The sequence below is a fragment of the Streptomyces sp. NPDC058145 genome, from assembly GCF_042884245.1.
GTDB lineage: Bacteria > Actinomycetota > Actinomycetes > Streptomycetales > Streptomycetaceae > Streptomyces.
Map to the genome: position 1 here is coordinate 111,202 of NZ_JBHVUH010000011.1, position 20,047 is coordinate 131,248.

The 20,047-nt window shown below is 71.1% G+C and carries 16 protein-coding genes; 11 read left to right on the forward strand and 5 right to left on the reverse strand.

The annotated features are described in order from the left end of the window. Positions 1-28 precede the first annotated feature (28 nt). Positions 29-898, forward strand: a complete 870-nt coding sequence (locus ACFVVO_RS25090) for an alpha/beta fold hydrolase (protein ID WP_390057842.1) — start codon at positions 29-31, stop codon at positions 896-898. Here the strand turns inward: ACFVVO_RS25090 and ACFVVO_RS25095 are convergent. Further along, entirely contained in the window at positions 858-1,736 is an 879-nt protein-coding gene (locus ACFVVO_RS25095; protein WP_390057843.1) for an alpha/beta fold hydrolase, read from the reverse strand. The two genes, ACFVVO_RS25090 and ACFVVO_RS25095, sit on opposite strands and share 41 nt — an antisense overlap. A gap of 332 nt (positions 1,737-2,068) precedes the next feature. Between ACFVVO_RS25095 and ACFVVO_RS25100 the strand changes: the two genes are divergently transcribed. Beyond that, positions 2,069-6,589 (forward strand): hypothetical protein, encoded by a 4,521-nt coding sequence (locus tag ACFVVO_RS25100; RefSeq protein ID WP_390057844.1) that lies wholly within the window; start codon positions 2,069-2,071, stop codon positions 6,587-6,589. A gap of 68 nt (positions 6,590-6,657) precedes the next feature. Here the strand turns inward: ACFVVO_RS25100 and ACFVVO_RS25105 are convergent, their stop codons facing one another. After that, positions 6,658-7,266 (reverse strand): SMI1/KNR4 family protein, encoded by a 609-nt coding sequence (locus tag ACFVVO_RS25105; protein ID WP_390057845.1) that lies wholly within the window; start codon positions 7,264-7,266, stop codon positions 6,658-6,660. 349 nt (positions 7,267-7,615) lie between these two features. Here ACFVVO_RS25105 and ACFVVO_RS25110 point away from each other — a divergent pair, with 349 nt between their 5' ends. The 9 genes from ACFVVO_RS25110 to ACFVVO_RS25150 all read left to right on the forward strand — a co-directional run bounded on the left by ACFVVO_RS25110 (position 7,616) and on the right by ACFVVO_RS25150 (position 16,955). Further along, complete coding sequence (locus ACFVVO_RS25110; protein ID WP_359553267.1) at positions 7,616-7,747, forward strand: hypothetical protein; 132 nt, start codon at positions 7,616-7,618, stop codon at positions 7,745-7,747. Between the two features lie 138 nt (positions 7,748-7,885). After that, on the forward strand, positions 7,886-8,929 hold the full coding sequence (locus tag ACFVVO_RS25115) for a 3-isopropylmalate dehydrogenase (RefSeq protein ID WP_390057846.1): 1,044 nt from the start codon (positions 7,886-7,888) through the stop codon (positions 8,927-8,929). 246 nt (positions 8,930-9,175) lie between these two features. After that, positions 9,176-10,264: a branched-chain amino acid aminotransferase gene (locus ACFVVO_RS25120; RefSeq protein WP_390057847.1), complete on the forward strand. Its 1,089-nt coding sequence runs from the start codon at positions 9,176-9,178 to the stop codon at positions 10,262-10,264. Positions 10,265-10,474: 210 nt separating this feature from the next. Further along, positions 10,475-11,185, forward strand: a complete 711-nt coding sequence (gene ureA / locus ACFVVO_RS25125) for an urease subunit gamma (RefSeq protein WP_390057848.1) — start codon at positions 10,475-10,477, stop codon at positions 11,183-11,185. After that, positions 11,182-12,906, forward strand: coding sequence for an urease subunit alpha (locus ACFVVO_RS25130; RefSeq protein ID WP_390057849.1), 1,725 nt, complete (start codon positions 11,182-11,184; stop codon positions 12,904-12,906). Before ureA ends, ACFVVO_RS25130 begins: the two co-directional genes overlap by 4 nt. A gap of 15 nt (positions 12,907-12,921) precedes the next feature. Then, positions 12,922-13,941 (forward strand): agmatine/peptidylarginine deiminase, encoded by a 1,020-nt coding sequence (locus tag ACFVVO_RS25135; protein WP_390057850.1) that lies wholly within the window; start codon positions 12,922-12,924, stop codon positions 13,939-13,941. Positions 13,942-13,950: 9 nt separating this feature from the next. After that, positions 13,951-14,562, forward strand: a complete 612-nt coding sequence (locus tag ACFVVO_RS25140; RefSeq protein WP_390057851.1) for a TetR/AcrR family transcriptional regulator — start codon at positions 13,951-13,953, stop codon at positions 14,560-14,562. A gap of 340 nt (positions 14,563-14,902) precedes the next feature. Beyond that, positions 14,903-16,513: a citramalate synthase gene (cimA, locus tag ACFVVO_RS25145; RefSeq protein WP_390057852.1), complete on the forward strand. Its 1,611-nt coding sequence runs from the start codon at positions 14,903-14,905 to the stop codon at positions 16,511-16,513. A 13-nt stretch (positions 16,514-16,526) separates the two neighbouring features. Beyond that, on the forward strand, positions 16,527-16,955 hold the full coding sequence (locus ACFVVO_RS25150; RefSeq protein WP_390057853.1) for a VOC family protein: 429 nt from the start codon (positions 16,527-16,529) through the stop codon (positions 16,953-16,955). A 1-nt stretch (position 16,956) separates the two neighbouring features. On the opposite strand, the gene ACFVVO_RS25155 is transcribed toward ACFVVO_RS25150, so the two are convergent. The 3 genes from ACFVVO_RS25155 to ACFVVO_RS25165 all read right to left on the reverse strand — a co-directional run bounded on the left by ACFVVO_RS25155 (position 16,957) and on the right by ACFVVO_RS25165 (position 20,026). After that, positions 16,957-17,559, reverse strand: a complete 603-nt coding sequence (locus ACFVVO_RS25155) for a GPP34 family phosphoprotein (protein WP_390057854.1) — start codon at positions 17,557-17,559, stop codon at positions 16,957-16,959. A gap of 81 nt (positions 17,560-17,640) precedes the next feature. Next, on the reverse strand, positions 17,641-18,123 hold the full coding sequence (locus tag ACFVVO_RS25160; protein WP_390057855.1) for a hypothetical protein: 483 nt from the start codon (positions 18,121-18,123) through the stop codon (positions 17,641-17,643). 34 nt (positions 18,124-18,157) lie between these two features. Then, positions 18,158-20,026: a ricin-type beta-trefoil lectin domain protein gene (locus ACFVVO_RS25165; protein ID WP_390057856.1), complete on the reverse strand. Its 1,869-nt coding sequence runs from the start codon at positions 20,024-20,026 to the stop codon at positions 18,158-18,160. Positions 20,027-20,047 lie beyond the last annotated feature (21 nt).

Sequence of the window (20,047 nt, forward strand, 5' to 3'; positions counted from 1 at the left end):
CCAATTCCGGCCCTGTCACAATGCGTTCATGACGGTGACAGCGGATGACGGAGTACGGCTGTGGGCGGAGCGTTCGGGCGGCGACGGTGACCCGCTGGTGCTGTGCCACGGCGGCCCGGGCCTGTGGGACATGTTCGGCGACCTGGCCGCGCTGCTCGCGGACGTCACCCCGGTGATCCGCTGGGACCAGCGCGGCTGCGGCCGTTCGGAGCGCTGCGACGGCCCCTGGAAGAGCGAGCGGTTCGTGGCCGATCTGGACGCCGTACGACGGCACTTCGGCCTGGAGCGGATGGCGCTGCTCGGTCACTCCTGGGGCGCTCAGCTGGGCTTGAGCTACGCACTGGCGCATCCGGACCGGGTGAGCGCGCTGGTGTACGTCTCGGGTATCGGCATCGGCCCGGACGCCGACTGGCACCCCGGGTACAGGGAGAACTTCCTCGCCCGCCTCGCCGATCACCCCGAACGCCTCGCCCGATGGCGGGAGTTGTCCGGCCGCACCGAACGCACGGAGGACGAGGAGCGGGAACGGGCCGTGCTGCACTGGTCCGTGGAGTTCGAGGACCGGGACCGGGCCCTGGAGCCGGCCGGGCGCATGGCCGAGCCATGGTTCGGGATCAACTCCCAGTGCGCCGGAGCCCTCGACGAGGAGCGCAAGCGCACCTGGGGCACCCGCGCGCTGCACTCCGCCTGCCGGGCTCTCCGGGTGCCGGTGCTGATCGTCGACGGCGCCCATGACATCCGCCCCCGTACCGCCGTCGACTCCCTCGCCGGGGCGCTGCCGCACGTCCGCCGGGTGACTCTCCAGGACGCGGGGCACCTGCCGTGGATGGAAGACCCCGAGGGCTTCCGCGAACTGCTCAGCCGGTGGGCAGGTGACGGCCGAGAAAGTCCCGCATGAGCGCGGCGATCCGGTCGGCGTGCGTCTCCAGGGCGAAGTGCCCGGCGGGCAGCAGGTGCACCTCGGCCTCCGGAAGGTCCCGCTGGAAGGCGAGCGCGCCGGCCGGCACGAAGATCTCGTCGTGTCCGCCCCAGACCGCGAGCAGTGGGACCCGAGTGGCGCGGAAGTACTCGTGGAAGGACGGGTAGAGCGCGAAGTTGGCGCCGTAGTCGGAGATCAGGTCGAGCTGGATCTCCGACTGGCCGGGGCGGGCCAGCAGAGCCGCGTCGTGCTCGTAGGCGTCCGGGCTGACCAGTGAGGGGTCCGGAACGCCGTGCAGGTACTGCCACTTGATGCCGTCGGGGGTGTAGATCTCCCGCACCGGCGCCTCCGTCTCCGGCGTCCGCTTCTCGATCAGGGCCAGCACGGGCGCCCAGGCCTCCTCGCCGAGCCCCTCCTCGTAGGCGTTGCCGTTCTGCGTGACGATCGCGGTCACCCGGCCGGGGTGGGCGAGGGCGAGGCGCAGGCCGATCGGGGCGCCGTAGTCCTGGATGTACAGGGCGTACCGCTCCAGCCCCAGCCGCTGGGTGAACTCGTCCGTCATGGCGGCGAGTTCGGCGAAGGTGTACGAGAACTCCGCCGGGCCGGGCGTCGCCGACCGGCCGAAGCCGATGTGGTCGGGGGCGATCACCCGGTACCGGTCGGCGAGCAGCGGGATCAGATCGCGGAACATGTGCGAGCTGCTCGGGAAGCCGTGCAGGAGCAGCAGCACCGGGGCGTCGGAGGGGCCCGCCTCGCGGTAGTACACCTCGAGGCCGCGGACGGTGACGGTGCGGTGGTGGACCCGGTGAGTGGACATGGGTGCAGTCCAGCACACTCCGACCTAACTGGTCAATGGAGTTTTACAGGTTAGGTTTCTGGGGGCGGGCACCCGAGCCGCATCGCCTGCAGGCCTTCGACTTGCCTGGCGGGAGCGTAGTTTGACGCCGCATCAGCGAGCGGAAATCGCGATGCTCCACCCCGCCCTCTCGGGATAGGGTTCGAACGACCCTCTGATTTGGCATGACCCAGTCATGAAGTAAGCGCGTTCGGTCGAGTCCCCGCACCACACCCGGCGCGGGGGCTTCCTTCTGTGCGCGGCGCCGTCGTCCCGGTCGTGCCCGGTCGAACCCCCACAACCGAGAAGGATCTGTGAGACACAGAAAGCGATCACTCGTGGTGATGGCGGCAGCGGCCGCCACCGCGCTCGCCCTGCCTCTCGCCGTGCCCGCCCAGGCGGCCGACCCCGCACCGCCCAAGGGGGCGGTACAGGGCTGGCGGAGCGCGCCGGCCAAGGTGACGGCCGAGCCGTCCGCGATTCCCGCCGAGGACCGTGCCCGGACCCTGGGTTCGGGCTACCGGGCGTCCAAGGACACGGCGTTCACCACCAGCGGCGATGCCACCGGCTTCCATCTGCTGGTCGCCGACGAGGCCGCCGGGTACGGATGGCGGACGGCGGCCACCCTGCGTGAGGACGGCTTCGACGCGGACAACTGGATCGGCAACGCCTGCCTGACCGCCTCCGGCCGGTACGCGGCCGTCTCCTACGCCCCGCGTACGTTCACCAACCGGCCCGAACTGATGGCACGCGGCGCGTTCACCGCCGTGGTCGACCTCACCTCCGGCAAGGTCACCAAACTGCCGTTCACCTCCTCGCTGGCCTACTTCAGCCCCGGCTGCGGCAACGGCGAGGGAGCCGTGTTCACCCAGCTCTCCTACGAGGGCGACAAGACCCCGACCACCCGGCTGATATCCGTCGACACGCACACCGGCAAGCAGGACGAGCCGGTCCGGCGTCCCGGCGAGGTCACCTCCGCCATTCCCACCGGGCACGGCATCGTCGCCGCCCACGGCAACCGGCTCGTCCGCATCGACGGCGGGACCGAGAAGGAACTGGCACGGACCCGCCACACGCCGTTCCAGATCACCGCCGACGCCGACGGCGGCATCACCTTCATCGACCGCGACGCCGACAAGAAGGCGACGAACAAGGCGACGAGCCGGGCCCAGCACCTCACCCCGGCGAAGGTCCGCGGCGGTGAGCGGGCCACCCCCACGACCGTGGCCTCCGGGAAGCTCACCGAGTGGGACCTGGCCGGCACTCCGGCGGGCAAGGTGTTCATCACCGGAAAGGCCACCAGCGAGGGCGCCCTGCCCGGCACGGTCGCCAACCCCGGCCGGCTGCCCAAGGGCGCCCGCATGTCCAGCCTCGGACACGCCGCCGTCACCACCACCTGGGCGGACGGCAGGACCAGTCTGATCACCCCCGACAAGGCCGACGCCGCACGGGCCGCCCGCACCAGCCTGCGGGTGCTGGCCACCGGCGCGTCCGTCACCCTGGACACCACCCCGAAGGCCAAGGGGAGGAACGCCGCGACCGGCATCGGGCCGTCCCCGGCGCTCGGCGTCCCGACGGGCAAGCGGTCCACCGGGAAGGCCGCCGGGGAGACCACAGGCAAGGCCGCAGGCAAGGGCGGTGCCTCCACGCAACTGGCGCGCAGCCAGCCGCTGTCGGCGTCCCCGACCGGTCCGAGCGAGGGCACCGACGAGCGCTACTGCGCCGTCGCCCGCAACGACGTGCGAAAGCAGGCGTTCCAGCCCACTCCGCGGCAGGTCGAGTGGGCCGTGGACCAGGCCGTCGTCGGTGAGCTGCGCCTCGACCGTCCGGCCAACTGGAAGAACACCGGCATGGACGGCTACAGCCCGGGCGGGCTGTTCCCACCGGTGGTGCTGGCAGGCGACCCCAACGGCACCCTCGACAACGAGGACCCCGACGTCACCGACCGGTGGCACATCCCCTCGCAGGTGATGCTCGGTGTCACCGCGCAGGAGTCCAACATGTGGCAGGCCACCCGCTTCGCGGTCCCCGGGGTGACCTCCAACAGCCTCATCGGCAACTACTACGGCACCCAGTACACCTCCGACGGCACCCAGGCCGACCCCTGGCGCGTCAACTTCTCCAAGGCCGACTGCGGCTACGGCATCACCCAGGCCACCGACGGCATGCGCCTGGCGGGTAAGACCAAGCCGGGCGAGACCGCGCTGCCGCCGGCCACGCAGGAGGCCGTCGCGCTGGACTACACCGCCAACATCGCCTATGGCGCGCAGATCCTCTCCCACAAGTGGAACGACACGTACTACGCGGGGATGAAGGTCAACAACGGCAACCCGCAGTGGATCGAGAACTGGTTCTTCGCCCTGTGGGCCTACAACTCCGGCTTCTACAACACCCCGGACTCCGCCGGCCACCAGGGCCTGGGCTGGACCAACAACCCGGCCAACCCGCTGTGGAAGGCCAACCGCGTGCCGTTCCTGCAGAGCGCCGTGGACCCGTCGAAGGACGACTACAGCCACGCCGCGCACCCGCAGGACTGGCCCTACGAGGAGAAGGTGCTCGGCTGGGCCGCACGCCCCATCTCCGCGATGTTCGCCCCAGGCGACTTCCGCCCCGGCTACCTCGCCGCCTGGTGGAACAGCGTCGACGAGCGCACCTCGGTCAAGCCGCCGGTCGACCTGTTCTGCGACAGCAGCAACAACTGCGAGCCGTCCAAGATCGGTGACAACGACTCCAACGACCCCGGCCAGGGCGCCTGCACCCTGGACTCGGGCGACAGCGACACCAACCCGCACTGGCTGCACTGCTGGTGGGACAAGTCGGCCCAGTGGAAGGACTGCGACAAGCTGGCCCAGTGCGGGCACCAGGTGCACCGCTTCAACACCAGCTACCCGGAACAGGCCGACGCGGCCTCCTATCCGCCGCGCTGCTCCTCGGGTCTGCCCTCCGGCGCGCTGATCGTCGACGACATCCCCGACGGCACGACGCCGGCCGGATCGAACTCACGGGGCTGCGGCCCGGCGAAATCGGACGGCACCTTCACCCTGACCTACCAGCCCTCCGACATCGTCGACTCCGAGACCGGGCAGACCATCACCACCTACCCCGGCAAGATCGACACCCACCAGATCGGCGCCGGCTACGGCAACCACTTCTGGTTCACCCACACCCGGTCCCCGGAGTCCTACCCGCCGCCGGGTGACCGGATGAAGGTGACCGGGACCTGGAAGCTGGGGCGGAAGATCACCGAATACGGCGGCCAGGCCGAGGTGTTCGCGCACATCCCGGACCACGGGGCGCAGACCGGCGCCGCCAACTACCGGATCCAGACGGCGTTCGGCACCGTCACCAAGCAGATCTCGCAGGCGGACAACCAGTCCAACAAGTGGGTGTCCCTGGGGTCCTACCGGTTCACCGACACCACGCCGCAGGTGAGCCTGGACAACTTCAACGGCGGCGACGGCACCAAGGACATCGCCTTCGACGCCCTCGCGTTCGTGCCCGGCGACCACGACGGCCTGAACGCCATCACCTTCCCCGAGGCGGACCCGAACGCCCCCGACGTGGACTTCGTGGCCGCCCAGGACGCCAAGGAGGTCGGCACCACGACCTCGCTCATGTCCCGTGCGCTCAGTGGTGCCTCGGGCAGGGAGTCGTGCTCGACCGGCCATGACGGCGTCACCATGTGCGCCACGTACAAGCCGCTGACCAAGAAGGAGGAGAGGAGCGCCAGGAGCGGCAACAGCGCGAAGACCGCCGAGGGCGCCGCGCCGTCCGCGGCCGCCGCGGCGGGCCCCGTGGGATGGTGCAAGGACATCAACGGCGCCGCCATGCAGACGAGGACGCAGGGCTGCATGCGCGGGCTCCTCGTGCTCACCGCGACCCGTGACGGCGCTCCCGTCGGCAACGCGACCGTCAAGGTCATCCAGGAGATCAACCTCGACCCGAAGTCGAACCAGTTCACCACGTGGACCGAGGTCTCCCTGGTCAACATGACGGGCATCAGCTCCACCACGATGACCTCGTACGACGAGGAGTGCTGGTCCACCACCGCCTGCTCGGAGAGCTACGGCACCTGGACCGGCGGCACCACCTGGACCGCGGGGGACCCGCACGTCGCCACGCGCACCAACACCTTCTCGTGGAACAAGGTCAGCGGTGGCGAGGCACTGCTCGACTTCACCTGGCAGACCAGCTGGTCCACCCCGGACGCCGCCGTCCAGGCGGTCCCGAAGTGGAGCAACAACGGGTTCGACGTCCGGTGCGACAACAAGGTGGGCGGCAACACGGGGTGCGTCTTCCCGAAGTACACCCCGACGCTGCAGCTGAACACCAAGAAGTACCCGGCCGCGGCCTCGTACTACTGGGTGCTCATGGAGAAGTTGGCGTCCCACCCGGGCAGCGAGAAGTACGACAAGCCGCTGCACCGCCTGGCCGACGATACGAAGGCCAAGGAGAACCGGGACAAGATGTGCATGCTCGCCGTGGCGGAGTGGAACCCCAACCCGGCCGCGGACGGGACGAGCTGCGACGAGTACCCCTTCGCGAAGTCGCGCGAGAGCGGCGGGCAGACGCTCAGCTCCGGCAAGTACTGCGTCCAGATGTACGCGGACAAGCAGACCGACGGCAGCTGGATGCTGGAGCTGGACAACAACTACCCGTACCCGAGCTGGAACGAGATCTGCGGCCGGGCCGCGGTTCCGGCCAAGCAGAACACCGACGCCGGTGGTGACCTCGGACGGTTCACCTCGGAGATCAGGCTCCTGGACAACGACGCGTACTACGTCCAGACCGGCTTCGAGGGCTGCGACATCAAGTCCGTCTGCAACATCGGCTAGCGGCAGGCGCCGGTGAACCGGCCCGCCAGGTCACATACCTGGCGGGCCGGTTCCGTCTCCCGGCACGCTCAGCCGGTGACCCACTCGAGCATGCGCCCCTCGTGGACGGAGGGACGGCGGCCCGCCGTCGGCAGCGGAGCCATGCCCTCCAGCGACTCGCACAGGTCGTGCAGCATCAGGCCCAGTCCCGGCCACAGCCACCGGTACTCGGGATCGCCGAACGAGATCTCCCCGACCTCGCCGTAGTGGTCGCCGCGATGGTCCACGAAGAGCAGGTCGCCGGTGAGACTCTGCGCGAAGGGCACCCACCGCTCGTGCGCGGTCCGCCCCACGACCTCGTCCTCGTAGCCCTCCTCCACGGCCTCCGACGCCATGTCGGCGAGATTGCGGCGCCACTCCGCGATCCCGTCGGTGTCGAGCAGGCCGTGACCGAGGACGAAGGCCCCGGCCTGTGTGCTAGACCTGCGCGGGACGACACCGTTGTGCCGGGCGAGCAGCGCCTTCAGCTCGACGTGGAGCGGGAACCCGAGCTCGGCCTCGAGCCCGGCCAGCTCCGCTGCGGACGCGCCCGGACGGAGCGCCGCCTCGTCCTCGGGGGTGTTGCGGGCGAGCCACCCCTCGAACCTCGGCCACAGGTCTTCGAGGCGGAAGGCCCCCTCGCGCGCGGATTGATTCATTCGACCCTCTCCGTTACTGGCGGTGGCGGACGTCCGTGTCGATCGAGTGAAAGCCCGAGCCGACCGTACACGGACAAAGCGCAGGTCGCGGCCGTGTGGCGGGATCCGCCGTCTCAGATAGTAGGAAGTCCGAGTAATTGTGCAGACAGGCGCGGCGGGCTCCCTTAGTTTTGTAGGAGTCGAACGTCTCGCTCGATCCAGCGAGTGGCGGTCGCGAGCCGGGCCCGTGCAGGCGACCCCTGCGGCACCGCTCCCCGCCCTCCGGGGGCCCCGCCCGCGCCCATTAGGCAGCGGGGGAGTCTCGCAACCCCCTTGCCGTACTCCGGTTTCCCGAAGGAGTCGATCCACCATGGCCGAGACGACCGTCCGCCGCCGAGTCCGCCACGTGTCCCGCTCGACCGAGTCCGAGCGCAAGAACGCCGCCGCCGCCCTCCAGCGCGCCCTCGACCGCCGGGACAACGGCGGCGAGACCGGCCACTGAGCCGGCACCGATCCGGGAGCCGCACCCGCCCGGGTTCCGGGGCGCGGCCTCGCCGCGCCCCGGAAGAGGCCGATGGCCCACATGTCCGCATCGCGGACAGGGCATGTCATCCTCTGGGACGAGGGGTAGGGTGCCGACATGTCTCGCAGCATCAATCTCGCAGTGATCCCCGGTGACGGCATCGGCCAGGAGGTCGTGGCCGAGGGTCTGAAGGTCCTCTCCGCCGTCCTGCCGCAGGATGTGAAGCTGGAGACCAAGGAGTACGACTTCGGCGCCAAGCGCTACCACGCCACCGGTGAGACCCTCACCGACGCCGACCTCGACGCCCTGAAGCGGCACGACGCCATCCTGCTCGGCGCCATCGGCGACCCGTCGGTCCCCTCCGGCGTGCTGGAGCGCGGCTTCCTGCTCAAGCTCCGCTTCGCCTTCGACCACCACGTCAACCTGCGCCCGTCGAAGCTGCTGCCCGGTGTCTCCACCCCGCTGGCCGGCCAGCCGGAGATCGACTTCGTGGTCGTCCGCGAGGGCACCGAGGGCCCCTACACGGGCAACGGCGGCACCATCCGCAAGGGCACCGAGCACGAGGTCGCCACCGAGGTCTCCGTCAACACGGCCTACGGTGTCGAGCGTGTGGTCCGCGACGCCTTCGCCCGCGCCCAGGCCCGCCCGCGCAAGAAGCTCACGCTGGTCCACAAGAACAACGTGCTGACCTTCGCCGGACACCTGTGGACGAACGTCTTCAACAAGGTGGCCGAGGAGTACCCCGAGGTCACCACCGACTACGTCCACGTGGACGCGGCGACCATCTACCTGGTCACCGACCCCGCCCGCTTCGACGTGATCGTCACCGACAACCTCTTCGGCGACATCATCACCGACCTCGCCGCGGCCGTCTCCGGTGGCATCGGTGTCGCCGCCTCCGGCAACATCAACCCCGGCCGCGAGTTCCCGTCCATGTTCGAGCCGGTCCACGGCTCGGCCCCGGACATCGCGGGCCAGGGCAAGGCCGACCCCAGCGCCACGGTGCTGTCCGTCGCGCTGCTGCTGCGCCACCTCGGCCACGACGCCGAGGCCGACCGCATCGACGCCGCGGTCGCCGCCGACCTCACCGAGCGGGTGGGCAAGCCGGCCCGCAGCACCTCCGAGATCGGCGACGCCCTCGCCGTACGCGTAGCCGGCTGACCCGCCGCGCCGCGCACAAGCCGTCGGGTCGCATCCGCACCCGGCGGCTTTTTTTGTGCCTCGCCGGGTGCCACCATCATCCACTGGGCCGCTTTCACCCCGATTCCGTCCGGCGTGGCCCGCGCGCGATAATCGAACGCGGAGCCGCGACATGAGGGAAAGCTCGGACGTCCTAGCACCGGCCACCGGCCGGTGAGGGGCGTGAGCGCGGCCCGGTCACTACTCACCGGTGAAGGACAACCACTCATGACGACGCCCACGATCGAGCTCAAGCCCTCCGCCCACCCGCTCGCCGCCGCGGAGCGCGAGGCGATCCTGGCCAGCCCCGGATTCGGCCGCCACTTCACCGACCACATGGTGACGATCAAGTGGACCGAGGGACGCGGCTGGCACGACGGCCAGCTCGTTCCGTACGCGCCGATCCCCCTCGACCCGGCCACCAACGTCCTGCACTACGCCCAGGAGATCTTCGAGGGCCTGAAGGCCTACCGCCAGCCCGACGGCTCGGTCGCCACCTTCCGCCCGGACCAGAACGCCAAGCGCTTCCAGCGTTCCGCGCGCCGTCTCGCCATGCCGGAGCTGCCGGTCGAGACGTTCGTCGAGGCCTGTGACGTCCTGGTGCAGCAGGACAGGGACTGGGTGCCCGCGCACGGCGGCGAGGAGTCCCTCTACCTGCGCCCGTTCATGATCGCCACCGAGGTCGGCCTGGGCGTCAAGCCCGCCAACGAGTACCTGTTCATCGTCATCGCCTCCCCGGCCGGCGCGTACTTCCCGGGCGGGGTCCGGCCGGTGTCGATCTGGGTCTCCGAGGACCGCGTCCGCGCCGTCCCCGGCGGCATGGGCGACGCCAAGACCGGCGGCAACTACGCCGCCTCCCTGCTCGCCCAGGCCGAGGCCGCCGCCAAGGGCTGCGACCAGGTCTGCTACCTCGACGCCGTGGACCACAAGTGGGTCGAGGAACTGGGCGGCATGAACCTGTACTTCGTGTACGGCGACAAGATCGTCACGCCCACCCTGACCGGCTCCATCCTGGAGGGCGTCACCCGTGACTCCCTGCTCGCCGTCGCCCGCGACCTCGGCTACAAGTCCGAGGAGGGCCGGGTCTCGGTCGAGCAGTGGCAGCGCGACTCCGAGAACGGCACCCTCACCGAGGTCTTCGCCTGCGGCACCGCGGCCGTGATCACCCCGGTCGGCACCGTCAAGCGGGCCGGTGCCGAGTGGCGGCAGAGCGGTGGCGAGCCCGGCGAGGTCACAGTCCGCCTTCGCCAGACCCTCCTCGACATCCAGCGCGGCAAGGCCGAGGACCGGCACGGCTGGATGCACAAGCTGGGCTGACGCCCGCCCGGCACGCCCAGGGGCCGCCCCGGACTCCGCGTCCGGGGCGGCCCCCGTGCGTTCAGGAGTCCTTTGCCCTGCCACCTCGCCCGATGAGTTCGAGCGACGCTCAATGTGATATTGATCGATTCGCCAGCCAATCCCCCTCCTGTCCGATGATTAGGTTTAGAGTGATGCTCTAAATCGCGGAGGACAAGGAGGTGCGGTGTCGTGAGACTGACCCCCACCGAGCGAGACCGGCTGCTGCTCTTCGGGGCCGCCGAGCTGGCCCGGGCCCGCCGGGCGCGCGGTCTCCGGCTGAACGTGCCGGAGGCCACCGCGCTGATCGCGGACACGGTCTGCGAGGCGGCCCGCGACGGCCGGCGGCTCACGGAGGCCGTCGAGGCGGCCCGCTCGGTGCTCGGTCCCGAGGACGTGCTGCCGGGTGTCGCCGACATCGTCACCGAGGTGATGGTCGAGGCCGTCTTCGACGACGGCTCCCGGCTGGCGGTGGTCTCCGACCCCATCGGCGGCGGCCTGGGGGAGCGGGCGCCGGGCGCGCTGCTGCCAGGGCCCGGGCACGCCGACCCCGAACCGGCCGTCCGGCTCCAGGTCACCAACACCGCGTCCGTGCCGGTCTCCGTCACCTCCCACTTCCACTTCTTCGAGGCCAACCCGCGGCTCGACTTCGACCGCGAGAGGTCCTACGGCATGCGGCTCGCCGTACCGGCGGGTTCCTCGGTGCGGTTCGGGCCGGGGGAGAGCGAGGAGGTGGGCCTGGTGCCGATCGGCGGCGAGCGGATCGCGATCGGCTTCGCCGGTCTGGTCGACGGCCCGCTGGACGCGCCCGGCGCGAGGCGGGAGGCGCTGCGCAGAGCCGCCGCCTGCGGATACCTGGGCGTCGCGCACCAGGGCGCAGAGGACGGAGGCGAGGAGCGATGAGCCGCTCGAAGGGGCGAGAGGTGAGCAGGTCGGTCCACGTCGACCCGCACGCCTACGCGGCCACCCACGGCCCCCGCGCCGGCGACCGCGTCCGCCTGGGCGACTCCGGGCTCACCGTCCGGGTCGAGTCGGACGCCCAGCGGTACGGCGACGAGTTCCTCGCCGGGTTCGGCAAGACCGCCCGCGACGGGCTGCACCTGAAGGCCGCCGCCGTCCGTGACACGTGCGACGTCGTGATCAGCAACGTCGTCGTGATCGACGCGGTCCAGGGCATCCGCAAGGTGTCCATCGGCATCCGCGAGGGGCGCGTCCACGCCATCGGCCGGGCCGGCAACCCCGACACCCTGGACGGCGTCGACGTCGTCGTCGGCACGGGCACGTCCATCGTGTCCGGGGAGGGGCTGATCGCCACCGCCGGTGCCGTCGACACCCATGTGCACCTGCTGTCGCCGCGGATCATGGAGGCCTCCCTCGCCTCCGGCGTGACCACGATCATCGGGCAGGAGTTCGGCCCGGTGTGGGGCGTGGGCGTCAACTCGCCCTGGGCGCTTCGGCACGCGTTCGGCGCCTTCGACGCCTGGCCGGTCAACATCGGTTTCCTGGGCCGGGGCTCGTCGTCCCACGAGGCACCGCTCGTCGAGGCACTGGCCGAGGGCGGGGCGAGCGGCTTCAAGGTGCACGAGGACATGGGCGCCCACACACGCGCGCTCGACACGGCCCTGCGGGTGGCCGAGGAGCACGACGTCCAGGTCGCCCTGCACAGCGACGGCCTGAACGAGTGCCTGTCCGTGGAGGACACCCTGCGGGTGCTGGAGGGACGTACGATCCACGCCTTCCACATCGAGGGCTGCGGCGGCGGCCATGTGCCGAACGTGCTGAAGATGGCCGGCGTCCCGAACGTCATCGGCTCCTCCACCAACCCCACCCTGCCCTTCGGCCGGGACGCGGTCGCCGAGCACTACGGCATGATCGTCTCCGTCCACGACCTGAAGACCGACCTGCCCGGCGACGCCGCCATGGCCCGCGACCGCATCCGGGCCGGCACCATGGGCGCCGAGGACGTCCTGCACGACCTGGGCGCGATCGGCATCACCTCGTCCGACGCGCAGGGCATGGGCCGGGCCGGTGAGACGGTCCGGCGCACCTTCGCCATGGCCGGCAAGATGAAGGCCGAGCTGGGCCCGCTGGAGGGTGACGGCGAGGGCGACGACAACGCCCGCGTCCTGCGCTACATCGCCAAACTGACCATCAACCCGGCCATCGCGCACGGCCTTTCGCACGAGGTCGGCTCGATCGAGACCGGCAAGCTCGCCGACATCGTGCTGTGGCGTCCGGAGTACTTCGGCGCCAAGCCGCAGCTCGTTCTCAAGTCCGGCTTCCCGGCCTACGGCGTGACCGGTGACCCCAACGCGGCCACCGACACCTGCGAACCCCTCGTGCTGGGACCGCAGTTCGGCTCGTACGGCGCCACCGCCGCCGATCTCTCGGTCGCCTTCGTCGCCCGCGCCGCCGCCGAGCAGGGGAGCGACACGATGCCCACCCGGCGCCGCCGGGTCGCCGTCCGCGGCACCCGCGGCATCGGCCCGGCCGATCTGCGGCTCAACTCCCGTACCGGAGCGGTCGACGTCGACCGGCGTACCGGCCTGGTCACGCTCGACGGCGACCCGCTGCGCTCCGAACCCGCCGAGTCCGTGTCCCTCAACCGGCTCTACTTCCTCTGATCCAAGGACCTGTCCATGACCTACCGCATGCCCCCCGAGTGGGCCCCGCACGAGCGCACCTGGATGGCCTGGCCGGGCCCCAACCCGACCTTCGCCGACGGTGAGGAGCTGGCCGCGGCCCGCGCCGCCTGGGCGGGGGTGGCCCGCGCGGTGCGCCGCTTCGAGCCGGTGACGATGGTGCACGGCCCCGGCCAGGGCGAGTCGGCGCGCGCGCTGCTCGGCCCGGACGTCGAGCTGGTGGAGCGCGAGCTCGACGACGCGTGGATGCGCGACATCGGACCGACCTTCGTGATCGACGGGCAGGGCCGGCCGGCCGCCGTGGACTGGGTGTTCAACGGCTGGGGCGGGCAGGACTGGGCCCGCTGGGAGCACGACTCCAAGATCGCCCGCCAGGTCGCGGACCTGGCCGGGGTGCCGGTGCTGAGCAGCGAACTCGTCAACGAGGGCGGCGCGATCCACGTCGACGGCGAGGGCACGGTGCTGCTCACCGAGACCGTCCAGCTCGGCGCCGGCCGCAACCCCGGGTGGAGCCGCGAGCGGGTCGAGGCGGAGATCCACGCCAGGCTCGGCACCAGCAAGGCGATCTGGCTCCCGCACGGCCTGTCCGGCGACTACGGCAGGTACGGCACCCAGGGCCATGTCGACATCGTCGCGGCCTTCGCCCGGCCCGGCACGGTCCTGGTGCACAGCCAGCGGGACCCCGCCCACCCGGACCACGCCCGCTCGAGGACGTACCTGGAGATCCTTCGCGGCGAGACCGACGCCCGGGGGCGCCCCCTGGAGGTCGTCGAGGTGCCCGCTCCCACCGTCCTGAAGGACGAGGAGGGCGACTGGGTCGACTACTCCTACATCAACCACTACCTGTGCAACGGCGGCGTCGTGCTCTGCGCCTTCGGCGACCCGAACGACGAGGTCGCGGCCGGCCTCTTCCGCCGCCTGTTCCCCGACCGGGAGGTGACGCCGGTGAACGCCCGTACGATCTTCGCCGGCGGGGGAGGCATCCACTGCATCACACAACAGCAGCCGAAGAGCTAGGAGCAGCCGATGGCCGGTGCGCGCCGGAACGCGCCGCCACGCGAGGACGTCCTCGCAGCCGCCATGGACATGATCGCCGAGCGCGGTCTGGAGAAGCTCACCATGGCGGCGCTCGGCCGTGAGGTCGGGATGAGCAGCGGCCACCTGCTGTACTACTTCCGCTCCAAGGACGAGCTGCTGCTGCGCACCCTGGAATGGAGCGAGGGCCGGCTCGGCGCCGAGCGCGGCCGGCTGCTCACCCGCCCGGGCTCCGCCCGCGAGCGGCTGGAGGCGTACGTCGGCCTGTACGTCCCCGACGGCCACCGCGACCCGCACTGGACCCTGTGGCTGGAGGTCTGGAACCGCTCGCAGAACGCCGCCGAGGACGCCCGGGAGCGGCAGGCCGCCATCGAGGGCGCCTGGCACCGCGACCTGGTCGCGCTGATCGCCGAGGGCGTCTCGCGCGGTGAGTTCCGGCCGGTCGACGCGGACCGCTTCGCCGCCCGGCTGCGCGCCCTGCTGGACGGCTTCTCCATCCATGTCGCCATCGGCCTGCGCGGCACGGACCGCGAGCAGGTGATCTCCCACGTGCGGGAGTTCCTCGCCGAAGCGCTGCACGCACCGCGGGTGCCGGACGCCTGACGTCGCGGGCGGGCCCGGGGCCGCGCCCCGTCCACCGCGGCGACCGGATGCTGAGACGGCCGGCCGGCCGGGGCCGGGACTGTGCGAAACTTCCTCCGTGCCCTCGTTCGCCATGATTATCGGCAGCAGGCGCGCCGGTCCGCAGTGACCATCTCGTACTACCAGGTGCGGATGGCCATCGTCGTCTCAGACCCGCGCGCAGACCTCTCGCACCCGCGAGGGGTCTTTTCGTTTTCCGGCTCACCCACGGCCGGGAGGCGCGGCGCGAGGAGTATCGCAGGGGCGGTGGAGCCGGACATTCCGGTAAGACCGAAGATTCACAATCAGGAGCCTTGAACTCATGACCGAGACGGTAACCAGCGAGCTCGACGACTCGTTCCACGTCTTCGACACCACGCTGCGCGACGGCGCGCAGCGCGAGGGCATCAACCTCACGGTCGCGGACAAGCTCGCCATCGCACGGCACCTGGACGACTTCGGCGTGGGCTTCATCGAGGGCGGCTGGCCCGGCGCCAACCCGCGGGACACCGAGTTCTTCGCACGGGCCCAGCAGGAGATCGACTTCCGGCACGCCAAGCTGGTCGCCTTCGGCGCCACCCGCCGCGCCGGATCCAAGGCGGCGGACGACCCCCAGGTCAAGGCCCTGCTCGACTCCGGCGCCCCGGTGATCACGCTGGTCGCCAAGTCGCACGACCGGCATGTCGAGCTGGCGCTGCGCACCACGCTGGACGAGAACCTGGAGATGGTCCGGGACACCGTGTCATACCTGTGCGAACAGGGCCGCCGGGTCTTCGTGGACTGCGAGCACTTCTTCGACGGCTACCGCGCCAACCCCGAGTACGCGAAGGCGGTCGTGCGCACGGCCGCACGGGCCGGCGCCGACGTCGTCATCCTCTGCGACACCAACGGCGGCATGTTGCCCGCCCAGGTCAACGCGGTCGTCTCCACGGTCCTCGCCGACACCGGTGCCCGGCTGGGCATCCACGCCCAGGACGACACCGGCTGCGCGGTCGCCAACACCCTGGCCGCCGTCGACGCCGGTGTCACCCACGTGCAGTGCACGGCCAACGGCTACGGCGAGCGCGTCGGCAACGCCAACCTGTTCCCGGTGGTCGCGGCCCTGGAGCTGAAGTACGGCAAGAAGGTGCTGCCGGAGGGCCGGCTGCGCGAGACCACCCGGATCTCGCACGCGATCGCCGAGGTCGTCAACCTCACGCCCTCCACGCACCAGCCGTACGTCGGCGTCTCCGCCTTCGCCCACAAGGCGGGCCTGCACGCCTCCGCGATCAAGGTCGACCCCGATCTGTACCAGCACATCGACCCCGAGCTGGTCGGCAACACCATGCGCATGCTGGTCTCCGACATGGCGGGCCGGGCCTCCATCGAACTGAAGGGCAAGGAGCTCGGCATCGACCTCGGCGGCGACCGGGAGCTGGTCGGCCGGGTGGTCGAGCGGGTGAAGGAGCGCGAGCTCGAGGGCTACACCTACGAGGCCGCCGACGCCTCCTTCGAGCTGCTGCTCAGGGCCGAGGTCGAGGGCAGGCCGCTGAAGTACTTCGAGGTCGAGTCCTGGCGGGCCATCGTCGAGGACCGCCCCGACGGCACCCACGCCAACGAGGCCACCGTCAAGCTGTGGGCCAAGAGCGAGCGGATCGTCGCCACCGCGGAGGGCAACGGCCCGGTCAACGCCCTGGACCGCGCCCTGCGGGTGGCGCTGGAGAAGATCTACCCGCAGCTCGCCAAGCTGGACCTGGTGGACTACAAGGTCCGCATCCTGGAGGGCGTGCACGGCACCTCCTCCACCACCCGGGTCCTGATCTCCACCTCCGACGGCGGCGCCGAGTGGTCCACGGTCGGCGTCGCGGAGAACGTCATCGCCGCGTCCTGGCAGGCCCTGGAGGACGCCTACACCTACGGGCTGCTGCGGGCGGGCGTGGAGCCGGCCGAGTAGCCACAGTGGAGGCATGACCGAAGACGACAGCGCTCTCCTGTCAGGCGCCCGCGTGGCGACCCGGCTGCCCGCCGCGGACCTGGACCGGGCCCGCCGCTTCTACGCCGAGAAACTCGGACTGCGGCCCGTCGACGAACGTCCCGGCGGGCTGCTGTACCGGTGCGGCGGAACGGACTTCGTATTGTTCCGCTCCACCGGGGCCTCGCCCGGCACCTTCACCCAGATGGGCTTCGAGACCGACGGCGACCTCGGGGCCGTCGTCGCGGAGCTGCGGCGGCGTGGGGTGGTCTTCGAGGAGGTCGACGCGCCCGGGCTCCGCACCCGGGACGGCATCGCCGAGATCGAGGGCAACTACCCGAGCAAGGGCGCCCGCGGGGAGCGGGGCGCCTGGTTCCGGGACAGCGAGGGCAACCTGCTGGGGATCGGGCAGCCGGTGCGCTGAGTCAGGGCGCGCGCCAGATGTTGTCGAAGGCCGCGTTCTCGATCTCCCGGCGCTGCCGCACTGCGGTCAGCTCCGTCACCGCGTCGCCGACCGCGGCCAGCACGGTCACGACCGGCTCGTCGGTGAACTCCTCCCCGGCCTCTTCCCCGCCCCCGATGCCCAGGGCGGCCGCGAGCGTGGCGAGGACCGGCTCGCGGGACTCCCAGCGGTCGGTGGCCTGCCGCCGGGCCGCGGTGTCGGCGGCCGCGGCGGTCCGCGGCCGGCGCGGGAACCAGGGCCTGCGCTCGCCGGTGAGCTGCCCCTCGGTGTCCAGGACGTCGAAGTAGGCCGAGGCCAGCCCCTCGCCCCGGCGCCACAGCCAGTCCCCGACCGTCTCGTACGGCTCCTGCCGGACCAGCGCCGAGCCCGCCTCGTCCAGCAGCCGGTCATCCAGGGCCAGCGGCGGCCCCGGCACCATGCGCTCACCCTCCAGGGTCACGGCACGGGCGCCGAGCAGGTCGACGAGCTCGGCACCCGCGAGCGCCAGAGACAGGTCGCCCTGTTCCACGGGGCGGTCGCCGGGGACGTCGGTGCCGACGATGAACAGATCCCGTGCTGTGGTCATGTGGCGCACTCCCGGTCCCGGACGGCTTTCCCTACGACCACCATGAAGCGTGCAAAGCCGATCCGCGACAAGGCGTGCCGCTCAGCAGGAATCCGCCGCGAGCTTCTCGAAGCCGGCCCGGCTCATCACCCGGCCGTCGGCCCAGACCTGCCCGGGCCTCAGCCGCCCGATCCGCTCCCCGGTGAACTCCACCTTCCCGTTGTACGAGTCGCCGGTCACGTAGTGCCCGAAGCCCAGCTCGTACCGGTGGCGGGGGAGCAGCCGCCGCTCGCCCCGGTGCCGGGCCCGCCAGCTCCCCGGCGGCGTGAACAGGGGGAAGTCGGCGTCGCCGTGCAGATCCTCCTTCCGCACGTCCCATCCCGTGGTGACGGGCCCGGCACCACCGCCGCGCGGCCGCCCGTCCAGGTGGGGCCCCTGGTAGCCGTCGTCGCCACACGGCCGGATCAGCGCGTACGGCGCACCGTCCGCGCCGACCCCCACCCCGGCCAGCGGCAGATCGACCGCCGTACAGCCGCCGAGCAGCAGACACCCGGCGACCGTCGTCAGTACGGCACTCCTGCGCATGCCCCGCCCCCTCACGGACGGGAGGTGTCCCGCCCTACTGCAGCTTCCACTTCTGGTTGGCGGCACCCGTGCACGACCAGATCTGGGCCCGGGCACCGTTCGCCGAGGAGTTGTCGGTGACGTCGAGGCACTTGTCGGCCGCCGTGTTCACCACATCACCGGTGGCGGAGTTGTACGACCACCGCTGGGCACCGGTTCCATTGCAGTCGTACAACTGCACCTTGGCCCCGTCGGCCGTCGAGCCGGACGTGACGTCGAGGCACTTGCCGAGCGCCTGTACCGAGCCGTCGGCCGCGACCGTCCACTTCTGCGCCGCGCTGCCGTTGCAGTCGTAGAGCTGCACCGCGGTGCCGTTCGCGCTCGAACCGCCCGCCACGTCGAGGCACTTGCCGGCCGGCCCGACGAACGAGCCGCTGACGGCGGAGCCGCCGGACTGGGTGCCGGACCAGGTGAACGTGGCCGAGGTCCTGCCGGGCAGCGAGTAAGTGGCGTGCTGTGCACCCCAGTCGATGGTCACCGTCTTCGCCGACGCCGAGTCGTTGTACGCGATCAGCGCCTTGCTCCCGTCGGGGTTGCGCCACGCCACGTTGGGCACGGCGCTCGACGCCGTCGAGGCGATGCGCTGGGCGCCCGGCCGGACGAACTTGGTCAGGTGGCCCATGGTGTAGTACTCGACGGTGTAGTCGACGGTCCCGCTCGCCCCGTCGCCGTTGTGCACGGTGACCAGACCGGTGCAGGTGCCGCAACCTCCGTTGTGCGGGCCCATGTTCTGGTCCACCGCGAGGGACCACTTGGTCACCGACTTCGCCCAGTTGCGGGTGTAGTCGATGATGTTGTTCATGTCCTCGCGCTGCTGGTTGGCGATCCAGGTGCCGCCGGAGTGCTCGGTCCCGAACGCGTCCAGGTTCGGGTACTGGTTGTGGACCGAGGTCTGCTTGGCGATGTCACCGCCGTAGCCGTGCCAGGCGATGCCGCCGAAGTTGGGATGGTTGCGGATGGCCGCGTCGTCGACGCTCTGGGCCGCGTAGGAGTCGTAGACGTCCCAGTTCCAGTCGTGCGCCAGCACCTTGGTCCCGAGTCCGGCGGACTGGAGCCTGGGCAGCAGCTCGCTCTTGAGGAAGTACTGGATGCCGGAGGCGTTCCAGCTCATCGACGGATAGCCGGAGCAGCACGTCGGCTCGTTCTGCGGGGTGACGTACGAGACGTCGATGCCCTGGTTCTCGTACGCCTGGAGGTACTTCACGAAGTACGAGGCGTAGGCCCCGTAGTCCTCCGCCTTCAGCCAGCCGCCGTTGAGCGAGCCGCTGTCCTTCATCCAGGCCGGAGCCGTCCATGGCGAGGCCATGACAGTCAGGGAAGGGTTGAGCCGGAGGGCCTGCCTGGTCAGCGGGACGACGTCCGCGAGGTCGTGCGAGATGGAGAAGCTGTTCAGGTTCGGGTCCGTCTGCCCGGCCGGCACGTCGTCGTACGTGTACCCGTACCGCGCCAGGTCCGAGGCGCCCATCGGATTGCGCAGGAACGACAGCCCGATGCCGTCCGTGGGCGAGAACAGCTTCTTCATGGTCGCGTCCCGCGTCGCCTGCGAGAGCGCGCCGCTGCCGTTCATCAGCCAGGCCGCGGTGTCCGTGAACGACGCGCCGCCGCCGGTGAACGTCTGGTACCGGGTGTTCTCGTCGACGGTGATGTTCTCGCCGCTGCCGCCGGCCCCGGACTGGAAGGCGAACGGCGTCTGCGCCTGGAGGCCGCGCACGACGTGCCGTCCGCCGGAGTCGTCGGTGGTGGTGAGCCAGGCCGTGACCTGCTCGCCGGCCGCGTGCGCGGAGGGCATGCCGAGGGTCGTGAGCCCGGCGGTGGTGAGCAGGCCGGCGAGCAGCAGCCGGGCCGTGCGCAGGGGTCGTCTCATGGAGCGCCGCCCTTCGGGAGG